11 protein-coding genes are annotated in these 12,040 nt (G+C 71.8%); all 11 read left to right on the top strand.

From position 1 onward, the window contains the following. The first annotated feature begins 259 nt into the window (after positions 1-259). The 11 genes from ACWCO8_RS01355 to ACWCO8_RS01305 all read left to right on the top strand — a co-directional run bounded on the left by ACWCO8_RS01355 (position 260) and on the right by ACWCO8_RS01305 (position 12,020). Positions 260-1,735 carry an FAD-dependent monooxygenase gene (locus ACWCO8_RS01355; RefSeq protein WP_451030362.1) on the top strand — a complete coding sequence of 492 codons (1,476 nt, stop codon included), beginning with the start codon at positions 260-262 and terminating at the stop codon, positions 1,733-1,735. A gap of 46 nt (positions 1,736-1,781) precedes the next feature. After that, on the top strand, positions 1,782-2,111 hold the full coding sequence (locus ACWCO8_RS01350) for a TcmI family type II polyketide cyclase (protein ID WP_362017390.1): 330 nt from the start codon (positions 1,782-1,784) through the stop codon (positions 2,109-2,111). 37 nt (positions 2,112-2,148) lie between these two features. Then, positions 2,149-3,417: a beta-ketoacyl-[acyl-carrier-protein] synthase family protein gene (locus ACWCO8_RS01345; protein WP_451030361.1), complete on the top strand. Its 1,269-nt coding sequence runs from the start codon at positions 2,149-2,151 to the stop codon at positions 3,415-3,417. Next, positions 3,414-4,631, top strand: coding sequence for a ketosynthase chain-length factor (locus ACWCO8_RS01340; protein WP_451030360.1), 1,218 nt, complete (start codon positions 3,414-3,416; stop codon positions 4,629-4,631). Before ACWCO8_RS01345 ends, ACWCO8_RS01340 begins: the two co-directional genes overlap by 4 nt. An 88-nt stretch (positions 4,632-4,719) precedes the next feature. Continuing rightward, complete coding sequence (locus ACWCO8_RS01335) at positions 4,720-4,989, top strand: acyl carrier protein (protein WP_362017384.1); 270 nt, start codon at positions 4,720-4,722, stop codon at positions 4,987-4,989. A gap of 117 nt (positions 4,990-5,106) precedes the next feature. Further along, positions 5,107-5,892 (top strand): 3-oxoacyl-ACP reductase FabG, encoded by a 786-nt coding sequence (gene fabG / locus ACWCO8_RS01330; RefSeq protein WP_451030359.1) that lies wholly within the window; start codon positions 5,107-5,109, stop codon positions 5,890-5,892. Between the two features lie 77 nt (positions 5,893-5,969). Further along, the gene (locus tag ACWCO8_RS01325) at positions 5,970-6,914 is read left to right on the top strand and encodes an aromatase/cyclase (protein WP_451030358.1); all 945 of its coding nucleotides are present in this window, start codon (positions 5,970-5,972) and stop codon (positions 6,912-6,914) included. A 2-nt stretch (positions 6,915-6,916) separates the two neighbouring features. After that, positions 6,917-9,274 carry an SDR family oxidoreductase gene (locus ACWCO8_RS01320; protein WP_451030357.1) on the top strand — a complete coding sequence of 786 codons (2,358 nt, stop codon included), beginning with the start codon at positions 6,917-6,919 and terminating at the stop codon, positions 9,272-9,274. Between the two features lie 139 nt (positions 9,275-9,413). Next, positions 9,414-10,826 (top strand): MFS transporter, encoded by a 1,413-nt coding sequence (locus ACWCO8_RS01315; protein ID WP_451030356.1) that lies wholly within the window; start codon positions 9,414-9,416, stop codon positions 10,824-10,826. Between the two features lie 76 nt (positions 10,827-10,902). Further along, positions 10,903-11,277, top strand: a complete 375-nt coding sequence (locus ACWCO8_RS01310; protein WP_451030355.1) for an acyl carrier protein — start codon at positions 10,903-10,905, stop codon at positions 11,275-11,277. After that, a complete protein-coding gene (locus ACWCO8_RS01305) occupies positions 11,274-12,020 on the top strand; it encodes a 4'-phosphopantetheinyl transferase family protein (RefSeq protein WP_451030354.1) in 747 nt (248 codons plus the stop codon). Before ACWCO8_RS01310 ends, ACWCO8_RS01305 begins: the two co-directional genes overlap by 4 nt. Positions 12,021-12,040 lie beyond the last annotated feature (20 nt).

Genomic DNA, 12,040 nt, shown 5'->3' with positions numbered 1-12,040 from the left:
TGACATGCATTTGAAGCTGGCCGCGCATGCTGCTGAGAATCTGACGGAAACCCCCTGCAGAGGGCCGACTTTGCATGCCTCTGTAGGTTCTCTGGACTCCTCCTTCCATTCGCACACCTGCCTGACGGAACCTCACGGAGACGTGAACATACGGCTCTTGTCTTTCGTTTCCCCGCCGAAGAAGCTTCTTACTAGCTTCCGCAGTTCTGTCTTGAGCTGCACCTCGAAGGAATTTCCACCGAACGCCAAGGAGAGGTACATGGACGCTGCCGTCATAGTCGTGGGCGCGGGCCCCGCCGGAATGATGCTGGCGGGCGAACTGCGGCTCGCGGGCGTCGATGTCGTCGTCCTGGAGCGTCTCCCGGAGCGTACGAGGGAGTCCCGGGGCCTCGGCTTCACCGCACGCACGATGGAGGTCTTCGACCAACGGGACATCCTGTCCCGGTTCGGCGAGGTCGAGACCAGCAACCAGGGGCACTTCGGCGGACTGCCGATCGACTTCGGTGTGCTCGAAGGCGCCTGGCAGGCCGCGAAGAGCGTGCCCCAGTCGGCGACCGAGACCCACCTGGAGCAGTGGGCGACCAGCCTGGGCGCCGACATCCGGCGCGGCCACGAAGTGCTCTCGCTGACCGACGACGGCGCCGGGGTGACCGTCGAGGTGCGCGGCCCGGACGGCGAACACACCCTGCGCGCCCGCTACCTGGTGGGCTGCGACGGCGGACGCAGCATGGTCCGCAAGGCCGCCGGCTTCGACTTCCCCGGCACCTCCGCGACGATGGAGATGTTCCTCGCCGACATCAAGGGCATAGAACTGCAGCCCCGCATGATCGGCGAGACGCTGCCCGGCGGCATGGTCATGGTCGGCCCGCTGCCCGGCGGCATCACCCGCATCATCGTCTGCGAGCGCGGCACCCCGCCGCAGCGCCGCGAGACCCCGCCGACCTGGCACGAGGTCGCCGACGCCTGGAAGCGGCTCACCGGCGACGACATCTCGCACGCCGAACCGGTCTGGGTCAGCGCCTTCGGCGACGCGGCCCGCCAGGTCACCGAGTACCGTCGCGGCCGGGTGATCCTGGCCGGCGACTCGGCCCACATCCACCTGCCGGCCGGCGGGCAGGGCATGAACACCAGCATCCAGGACGCCGTCAACCTCGGCTGGAAGCTCGGCGCCGTCGTCAACGGGACCGCCCCCGAAGCGCTCCTGGACACATACCACAGCGAGCGGCACGCGGTCGGCAAACGGCTGCTGATGAACACCCAGGCGCAGGGCCTGCTCTTCCTGAGCGGCCCCGAGGTGCAGCCGCTGCGCGACGTGCTGACCGAACTCATCCGGTACGACGAGGTCGCCCAGCACCTCGCGGCCATGGTGAGCGGTCTGGAGATCACGTACGACGTCGGCGGCGGCAGCCACCCCCTGCTCGGCAGGCGGATGCCGAACCTGGAGCTCACCACCGCGACCAGGCCGACGACGAGCACCGCGCTCCTGCACTCCGCCCGCGGTGTCCTGCTCGACCTCGCCGACAACCCCCGCCTGCGGGCCCGCGCCGCGGCCTGGTCCGACCGGGTCGACGTCGTCACCGCGGAGCCCGGCCCCGTCACCGCGACCAGCGGGCTGCGGGGCACCACGGCCGTCCTGATCCGCCCCGACGGCCACGTCGCCTGGGCCGCACCCGGCAGCCACCACGACCTGCCGATGGCGCTGGAGCGCTGGTTCGGCGCACCCCTCAACGGCTGAGCCCCGGACCACGGACCGGCCCGCTCACCCCAGAAAGAGAGAAGAGATGCACAGCACCCTGATCGTGGCGCGGATGGACGTCGAGTCCAGCGCCCAAGTCGCCAAGCTGTTCGCCGACTTCGACGGGTCCGAGATGCCGCACCGCATGGGCACCCGGCGCCGTCAGCTGTTCTCGTACCGAGGCCTGTACTTCCACCTGCAGGACTTCGACGGCGAGAACGGTGGCGAGCTGATCGAGGAGGCCAAGACCGACCCGCGGTTCGTGCGGATCAGCGAGGACCTCAAGCCGTTCATCGAGGCGTACGACCCCGCGACCTGGCGTTCGCCGGCCGACGCGATGGCCACGCGCTTCTACGACTGGACGGCCGCGCGATGACGCCGTCCTCCGCCGACACGATGGGAGGCCACGACCAGTGGGCCGACGGGTAGTCATCACAGGAGTGGGAGTGCTCGCGCCGGGTGGTATCGGCGCCAAGAACTTCTGGAGTCTGCTGAGCGAGGGACGCACGGCGACCCGGGGGATCACCTTCTTCGACCCCTCCTCGTTCCGCTCCAGGGTCGCGGCCGAGGCCGACTTCGACCCCGAACTGCACGGGCTGACTCCGCAGGAGATCCGCCGCATGGACCGCGCCGCCCAGTTCGGCGTGGTCACCGCCCGCGAGGCGCTCGCCGACAGCGGGCTCGACCTCGCCGGCTACGACCCGTACCGCACCGGCGTCACCATCGGCAGCGCCGTCGGCGCCACCACCGGGCTCGACAACGAGTACCGCGTGGTCAGCGACAACGGCAGGCTCGACCTGGTCGACCACACCTACGCGCCGCAGCACCTGTACAACCACTTCGTGCCCAGCTCCTTCTCCGCGGAGGTGGCGTGGGCGGTCGGCGCCGAAGGCCCGGCCACCGTGGTCTCCACCGGCTGCACCTCCGGCATCGACTCGGTCGGCCACGCCGTCGAGCTGATCCGCGAGGGCACCGCGGACGTGATGATCGCCGGCGCGACGGACGCCCCGATCTCGCCGATCACCATGGCGTGCTTCGACGCGATCAAGGCCACCACACCGCGCAACGACGACCCCGAGCACGCCTCGCGGCCCTTCGACGGCACCCGCAACGGCTTCGTCCTCGGTGAGGGGTCCGCGGTCTTCGTCCTGGAGGAGTACGAGAACGCCAGGAAGCGCGGCGCGCACATCTACGCCGAGATCGCCGGCTACGCCTCTCGCTGCAACGCCTTCCACATGACCGGACTGCGCCCCGACGGGCGTGAGATGTCCGAGGCCATCGACACCGCACTCGCCGAGGCGCGGATGAACCCCGAGCAGATCGACTACATCAACGCGCACGGCTCCGGCACCAAGCAGAACGACCGGCACGAGACCGCCGCGTTCAAGCTGAGCCTCGGCGACCACGCGTACCGCACACCGGTCAGCTCCATCAAGTCGATGGTGGGCCACTCGCTCGGCGCGATCGGCTCGATCGAGATCGCCGCCTCGGTGCTCGCCATGGAGAACCACGTCGTGCCGCCCACCGCGAACCTGCACACACCCGATCCCGAATGCGATCTCGACTATGTGCCGCTCACCGCGCGCGAACACCGCACCGACGCGGTGCTGACCGTGGGCAGCGGATTCGGTGGGTTCCAGAGCGCGATGGTGCTGGCCCGTCCCGAGAGGAGCGCGGCATGAGCACCAGGACGGTCATCACCGGAATCGGCGTCGCCACGCCCAACGGGCTCGGCGTGGACGAGTTCTGGGCCGCCACCAGGGTCGGCAAGAACGCCATCGGGCCGATCACCCGCTTCGACCCGTCGTCGTACCCGTCCCGACTGGCCGGTGAGATCCGCGGGTTCGAGGTCGCGAACCATCTGCCGAGCCGGCTGATCCCGCAGACCGACCGGATGACCCAGCTCGCCCTGGTCGCGGCCGACTGCGCCTTCGAGGACGCGGGCGTCGAGCCGGGCAACATCCCCGAGTACGACATGGGCGTGGTCACCGCCTCCACGTCGGGCGGCTTCGAGTTCGGCCAGAACGAGCTGAAGAAGCTGTGGAGCCAGGGCAGCCAGTACGTCAGCGCGTACCAGTCCTTCGCCTGGTTCTACGCCGTCAACAGCGGCCAGATCTCCATCCGCAACGGCATGAAGGGCCCCAGCGGCGTGGTCGTCAGCGACCACGCCGGTGGCCTCGACGCCATCGCCCAGGCGCGCCGGCAGATCCGCAAGGGCAGCAAACTGATCTTCTCCGGCGGCTTCGACGCCTCGATCTGCCCCTGGGGCTGGGTCGCGCAGCTCGCCGGCGGCCGGATCTCCCGGAGCGAGCGGCCCGAGCGGGCGTACCTGCCCTTCGACGCGGACGCGAACGGCTACGTGCCGGGCGAGGGCGGTGCGCTGCTGATCCTCGAGGACGAGCGGACCGCCCGCGAGCGGGGCGCCGAGAAGATCTACGGCGAGGTCGCGGGCTACGGCGCCACCTTCGACCCGAAGCCCGGCAGCGACCGGGAGCCGGGGCTGCGGCACGCCATCGAGGTGGCCCTCGCCGACGCCGGTGTCGCGGCCGGTGACATCGACGTGGTCTTCGCCGACGCCGCGGGCAGCCGGGACCTGGACCGCCAGGAGGCCGACGCGATCACCGCCGTCTTCGGTCCTTCCGGGGTTCCGGTCACCGCGCCCAAGACGATGATCGGCCGCCTCTACTCCGGCGCCGCCCCGGTCGACGTGGTCTCCGCCGTCCTGGCGATGCGCGAGGGCCTGATCCCGCCGACCACCAACGTCGAGCTGTCGCCCGAGTACGACCTCGACCTGGTCACCGGTCAGCCGCGCACCGCGTCGGTGTGCACCGCCCTCGTGCTCGCGCGCGGTGTCGGCGGCTTCAACTCCGCCGTCGTCGTCCGCGCGGTCGACTGACCTCCCCTGCCGGCCCGCCGGCCCACCGGCGGCGGTACCTCACCGCTCCGCACCCAACGGGGGTACGGAATCCCAGAAAGGGACCCTTATGTCCACCAAGGAATTCACCATCGCGGACCTCAAGCGCATCCTCCTGGAGGCCGCGGGCGCGGAGGAGGGTGTCGACCTCGACGGCGACATCCTCGACACCGACTTCGAGGAGCTGGGCTACGAGTCCCTGGCGCTCCTGGAGACCGGTGGCCGCATCGAGCGCGAGTACGGCATATCCCTCGACGACGAGGTCTTCACCGACAACCGCACCCCGCGGTCCCTGGTGGACGCGATCAACAGCCACCTCAAGGAGCCCGTCGCCTCCTGACGGACGGTCGAGGGCCCGCACCGGGCCCCGTACCGCCCCTTCGTCACGGCCGCCGCGCCGCTCCCCGGCGCGGCGGCCGTGCACCACCACGTCCCTTTGTTGATGGAGAACAACGACATGTCGCAGCAGGACAAGAGGGTCGCCCTGGTCACGGGCGGCACCAGTGGAATCGGCCTCGCCGTCGTCCGGCTCCTGGCCGCCCAGAACCACCGGGTGTTCATCGGCGCCCGCACCGCGGAGAACGTCGCCGCCACCGTGAAGGAGCTCCAGGAGGAGGGCCTCGACGTCGACGGCACCACCCTCGACGTGCGCTCCACGGAGGACGCCCGCACCTTCGTACAGGCCGCGGTCGACCGCTTCGGCACCGTCGACGTGCTGGTCAACAACGCCGGCCGCAGCGGCGGCGGAGTCACCGCGGACATCACCGACGAGCTGTGGGCCGATGTCATCGACACCAACCTCAACAGCGTCTTCCGGCTGACCCGCGAGGTGCTCACCACCGGGGGCATGCGCGCCAAGGACCGCGGTCGCGTCATCAACATCGCCTCCACCGCGGGCAAGCAGGGCGTCGTCCTCGGCGCCCCCTACTCGGCCTCCAAGCACGGTGTCGTGGGCTTCACCAAGGCCCTCGGCAACGAACTCGCCCCCACCGGCATCACCGTCAACGCGGTCTGCCCGGGGTACGTCGAGACGCCGATGGCGCAGCGGGTCCGCCAGGGCTACGCGGCGGCGTACGACGCCACCGAGGAGGCGATCCTCGAGAAGTTCCAGGCGAAGATCCCGCTGGGCCGCTACTCGACCCCCGAGGAGGTCGCGGGCCTGGTCGGCTATCTCGCCTCCGACACCGCCGCCTCCATCACCTCGCAGGCCCTCAACGTCTGCGGTGGGCTCGGCAACTTCTGAGCCGAACGGCCGGGCCGGACACGCGTGTTCCGCCCGGCCCACCACCCGAATCCGACCCTGAAACCGAGGAGTACAGCATGTCGCAGCCCGGCCTGCGCGAGGTGGAGCACGAGATAGCGGTCGCGGCCCCGGCCGCCGCCGTGTACCGGCTGATCGCAGAGGTGCAGAACTGGCCGCGGATCTTCCCGCCGACCATCCACGTCGCCCGCGAGGCGCAGGGCGAGGGCGCCGAGCGCATCCACATCTGGGCCACCGCCAACGGCGAGGCCAAGAACTGGACCTCGCGCCGGACCCTGGACCCCGAGCGGCTGCGGATCACCTTCCGGCAAGAAGTCTCCGCACCCCCGGTCGCCGCCATGGGCGGTACGTGGATCATCGAGCCGCTCTCCGAGGGCGAGTCCCGGGTCCGGCTCCTGCACGACTACCGGGCCGTCGACGACGACCCGAAGAGCCTGGCGTGGATCGACGAGGCCGTCGACCGCAACTCCCGCTCGGAGCTCGCCGCGCTGAAGGAGAACCTGGAGGCCGCGCACGCCGCCGAGGACCTCACCTTCTCCTTCGAGGACACGATCCGCGTCGACGGCTCCGCCAAGGACGTCTACGACTTCGTCAACGAGGCGCAGGCTTGGCCCGAGCGGCTGCCGCACGTCGCCGCCGTCCGCTTCGAGGAGCCCTCTCCGGGCCTCCAGGAGCTGGAGATGGAGACCCGCGCCAAGGACGGCTCGGTGCACACCACCAAGTCGTACCGGGTGACCTTCCCGCACGAGAAGATCGCCTACAAGCAGGTGACCCTGCCGGCGCTGATGACCCTGCACACCGGCTACTGGACGTTCACCGAGGACGACGAGGGCGTCGCCGCCTCCTCGCAGCACACCGTCACCCTCAACACCGCGAACATCGCGCGGATCCTCGGCGCCGACGCGACCGTCCAGGACGCCAAGGAGTACGTGCGCAGCGCGCTCTCCACCAACAGCCGGGCCACCCTCGGCCACGCCAAGGACTACGCGGAAGCCCGGGCCTGACCATGACCGGGGACTACACCGAGACTCAGGTGGTCGTGGTCGGCGCGGGCCCCGTCGGACTGTTCCTCGCGGGCGAGCTCCGGCTCGCCGGCGCGGACGTGGTGGTCCTCGAACAGCTCACCGCGCCGACCACCGAGTCGCGGGCCTCCACCCTGCACGCCCGCACCATGGAGATCCTCGACAGCCGTGGCCTGCTCGCGCCGCTCGGCGAGATACCGAACGAGCCGATGGGCCACTTCGGGGGCATCCCCCTCGACCTCACGCTTCCCAGCCCCTACCCGGGCCAGTGGAAGGTCCAGCAGACCCGCATGGAGGAGCTGCTCGGACAGTGGGCGAAGGACCTCGGCGCGGACATCCGACGCGGCCACGAGGTCACCGCCCTGACCGCGACCCGCGACCACGTCGAGGCCGAGGCGCGCACCGCGGAGGGGACGACGGCGCGCTTCCGCGCCGGGTACGTCGTCGGCTGCGACGGCGAGCACAGCGTCGTACGCCGCCTGGGCGGCTTCGGCTTCCCCGGCGCCGACGCGGAACGCGAACTGCTGCGCGCCGACGTGGCGGGCATCGACATCCCGGGCCGCCGCTTCGAACGGCTCGACGGCGGGCTCGCGATCGCCGCCCGGCGTCCCGACGGAGTGACCCGGGTGATGGTCCACGAGTTCGGCGCGCGGCCACGCTCCACCCAGCCGCGGTTCGAGGACGTCGTCGACACCTGGAAGCGCGTCACGGGGGAGGACATCGGCGGCGGCACCCCGCTGTGGGTGAACTCCTTCGGAGACGCCTCCCGGCAGGCGGAGAGCTACCGCGACGGCCGGTTCCTCCTCGCCGGGGACGCGGCCCACCAGCAGATGCCGATCGGCGGCCAGGCCCTCAACCTCGGCCTGCAGGACGCCGTCAACCTCGGCTGGAAACTGGCCGCGCACCTGACCGGGCGCGGCCCGGACGGACTGCTCGACAGCTATCACGCCGAACGGCACGCCGTCGGCGAGAAGGTGCTCAGCAACATCAGGACCCAGGCGCTGCTGCTCCTCGGCTCCGCCGAGGTCGAGCCGGTCCGCCAGGTCGTCGTCGAACTGGCCACGGAGAGCGACAACGTCCGCGCCCACCTGGCCGGGGCGATCTCGGGCCTCGACATCCGCTACGAGGTCGGGCCGGGCGAACACCCCCTGCTCGGCCGCCGGTTGCCGCACTGGCGGCTCACCACGGACGAGGGCGCGGTCACCAGCACGGCGACGCTGCGCCCCGGGCGGGGCGTCCTGCTCCTGCTGCCCGGCGACGAGGCCCGGCACGCGGCGCTGCGCTCCGCCGCCGCCCCCTGGGCGGACCGGGTGCGGATCGTGACCGCCGGCTCGTGCTCCGGGGGCGAGGCCCCGGAGGCCGGAGCGCTCCTGGTGCGGCCGGACGGACACGTCGTCTGGGCCGACACCCCCGGAACGGACCTGGAGCAGGCGCTGCGCCGCTGGTTCCCGGCGCCGGCATCCCGCCCTGCCCCGGCGGCGCCGGCCACCGGGGCCTCGTCGACCGCGGCGCCGGCCACCGCAGCGAGGGCGAACAACAACTCGTCGGCCACAGCGACGGCGAAGAAGTGGAGAACACACATGAACAGGCTCACGGGCAAGACCGCGCTGGTCACCGGCTCCAGCCGGGGCATGGGCCGGGCGACCGCGCTCCGCCTCGCCCAGGAGGGCGCACTCGTCGCGGTCCACTACACCGCGCGCAAGGACGCGGCCGACGAGGTCGTCGCGGAGATCGAGAAGGACGGCGGCCGGGCCTTCACCGTCCGCGCCGAACTCGGTGTCCCGGGCGACGTGCACGAGCTCTTCCTCGGTCTGGAGAGCGGCCTGCGCGAGCGCACCGGCGCCACCGACCTGGACATCCTCGTCAACAACGCCGGTGTCATGGGCGGCCTCAAGCCCGAGGACACCACCCCGGAGAAGTTCGACGAGCTCTTCGCGGTCAACGCCAAGGCCCCGTTCTTCCTCATCCAGCGCGCGCTGAAGAACATGCCCGACGGCGGTCGCATCATCAACATCACCTCCGGCCTCACCCGGTTCGCGAACCCGGACGAGATCGCGTACGCCATGACCAAGGGCGCCGTCGACCAACTCGCCCTGCACTTCGCGAAATACCTCGGCCCGCGGCGTATCACCGTCAACTCCGTGGCGCCCGGGATCACCCGCAACGACAACCCCGTCTTCGGCATCCCCGAGGCGGTGGAGCAGATGGCGCAGCTGTCCGCCTTCAACCGGGTCGGCGAGCCGGAGGACGTCGCCGACGTGGTGGCCTTCCTCGCCTCCGACGAGGCCCGCTGGATCACCGGCTCCTTCGTCGACGCCACCGGCGGCACCCTGCTCGGCTGATCCGCCGGGCCCCGAGACCGCCGACGCCACGTCCCCCGTGCGTCGGCGCGGCCGGCCGCGAGTCCCCTGGGCTCGCGGCCGGCACCGTTCCGCCGTCCGGAACAGCCACCGTCACCGACTCCGAGGGGGAGACCGCACCATGAAACGCCCGACGCCCCCGCGGGCCGAGGCGTCCGCCGCTCCCGATGGAGCCGACGGACGGTGGAGCCCGGCCCTGTGGGGTCTGCTGTTCGTCCTCGCCGCCAACATGCTCATCGACGCCCTCGAGGTGTCCGTCGCCCTGGTGGCGCTTCCCGCCATCGGCGCGGACCTGGGGCTCGCCCCGCACCAACTCCAGTGGGTGGTCTCCGGGTTCGCCGCCGGATTCGGGGCGCTGCTGCTTTTCGGCGGCCGGCTCGTGGCGATCCTGGGCCGACGCCCCGTCTACCTGGCGGCGCTGCTGGTCTTCGCCGCCGCCTCACTGGTCGGCGCGCTCGCGGACCACGCCGCCCTGCTCGTCGCCACCCGGTTCGTGAAGGGCTTCTGCGCCGCGCTGACCGCCCCCACCGGTCTCGCCATCATCGTGTCCGTCTTCCCCGAGGGACCCGCCCGCGGCCGGGCCCTGTCGGTCTACTCGCTCTTCGGCGCCAGCGGATTCTCGGTGGGTCTGCTCCTCTCCGGGGCGCTCACCGAGGCGAGTTGGCGGTGGACCTTCGCCTTCCCGGCCCCGGTCGCGCTGCTGCTCTTCGCCTTCGCGCGGCGACTGATCCCCCGCGACACACCGGACCCGAAGGCCCCACGGAGGTACGACGCCAAGGGCGCCCTCAGCCTCACGGCGGCGACGCTGCTCGCGGTGGCCGGGATCGCGGCAGGCCCCGCCTTCGGCTGGACCCACTCCCTCACCCTCGGCGCCCTGCTGCTCGCGGCGCTGCTCGCCCTGGTCTTCGTACACGTCGAACGCTCAGCGGAACAGCCTTTGCTCCCAGGGGAGTTGCTCCGGCAGCCCGCTCTGCTGCGCTCCGCGCTCGGCGCCGGCGCCCTCAACGGCTCGTATCTGGGGCTGCTGTTGGTGAGCACCCTGCACCTGCAGCAGCAGGCCGGCTACGGCCCCTGGCGGACCGGTCTCGCCTTCCTGCCGGCCGCTGCCCCGCTCGCCCTCACCGCCCTGTACTCGGGGCGGTTCGTCGCCCGCCTCGGGCCCGCCCGGCTGATCGCGGCGGGCGCGGCCGCCGCACCGCTCGGCTATCTGCTCTACCCGCGCGAGGGCGCCGGCGTCCGATACGCCACCGATGTGCTGCCCACGATGCTGCTCGTCGGCATCGCGTTCGTGCTCGCCTTCACCGCCTTCCACGTCCAGGCCACCGGCTCGGTGCCGGATCCGCTGCGGGCGGTCGCCGGCAGCTTCTACCAGACCGCGGTCCAACTGGCCGCGGCCCTGACGACCGTGCTCTGCGCCGCGCTGTACCCGGCGGGCCAAGGCCCGGCCCTCGCGCTGGTCACGGCCGTCGCACTGGCAGGCCTGGCCGTCGCCCTCCACGGCCTCCTGCCCCGACGGGCCCGACGAGCCCGATGAGCCCCACGGGCCCCTCAGGCCCCGGACGCGGCACCCCGTCCCGCCGACACCGACACCGACCACCCAGGGAAAGACCATGACAGCGACCTCGTACGCCGGGCCCCGCCCGGCCGACACCGTGGTGAGCGTTCCCGACCTCGCGGCCCTGGCCGCCGCGACACCCGACGAGCGCACCGGGATGCTCGACACCTACGTACGCCAGGAGCTCGGCCGGATCCTGGGCATCGCCCCGGACCTCGTCGACACCACGGGCCGGCCGATGAACAGCCTCGGCATCGGGTCCATCGCCGGACTCGAACTCCAGTACCGGCTCGAGGACGCCCTGCGCGTCGAACTGAACCTGCAGATGCTGCTCCTCGCCAACAGCGCCGCCGAACTGATCGACTGCCTCGCCGGTCAGCTCGGCGGCGCCCGTACGCCGCACCGCGAGGCATCGGCGGTCCCGGCATGACGGAAGCTCACCGTGCGGTGAGACCTGCGGAGTTCACCGTGGCCGAGGGGCGGCTCGACCTGTGGCTGATCCGCCGCCCCGATGGGCCGGACGCCGCCGGACTCGACACCTCGGAGCTCGATCCCGTGGAGCGCCACCGGGCCGACTCGTTCATCCGCCCCGCCGACGGTCTGCTGTACGCCGCCGCCCATGTCGCCCTGCGCCGGCTGCTCGGGCGCTACACCGACACCCCGCCGCAGGACGTACGGTTCGTCCGCGAACCCTGCCCCGGATGCGGCGGGGCCCACGGCAGACCGGCCGTCGCCCCGCGTTCGCTGCACTTCTCGCTGTCGCACAGCGCCGGGCTCGCCCTGGTGGGCGTGGCCGCCGTACCGGTCGGCGTGGACGTGGAGAAGCTGCCCCGCCAGGAGACGGTCGAGGTCTGCGGCCGGGCGCTGCACCCCGGCGAACGCGACGAACTGGCCGATGTCCAGGGCGCGGAGCGCACGGCCCGATTCGGCCGGATCTGGACGCGCAAGGAAGCCTTCCTCAAGGGCATCGGCACCGGTCTCAGCCGCCCCTCGACCGAGGACTACCTCGGCGCGGACGCCCGGCGCCACCCCCAGGGCTGGACGCTGGTCGACATCCCCTGCGACGCGACCCACTCCGCCGCCGCCGCGGTCAAGGGCCCCGCACCCGTCACCGCCACCGTGCGCAGCCTGCCCGAGCACTGGCTGGGCGCCGCGCCGGTGCTCGCCAGTTGAACACCTCACACCGACGACCG

It is taken from the genome of Streptomyces sp. NPDC001927, assembly GCF_053594455.1.
This window is presented reverse-complemented; position numbering and strand designations above follow the sequence as displayed.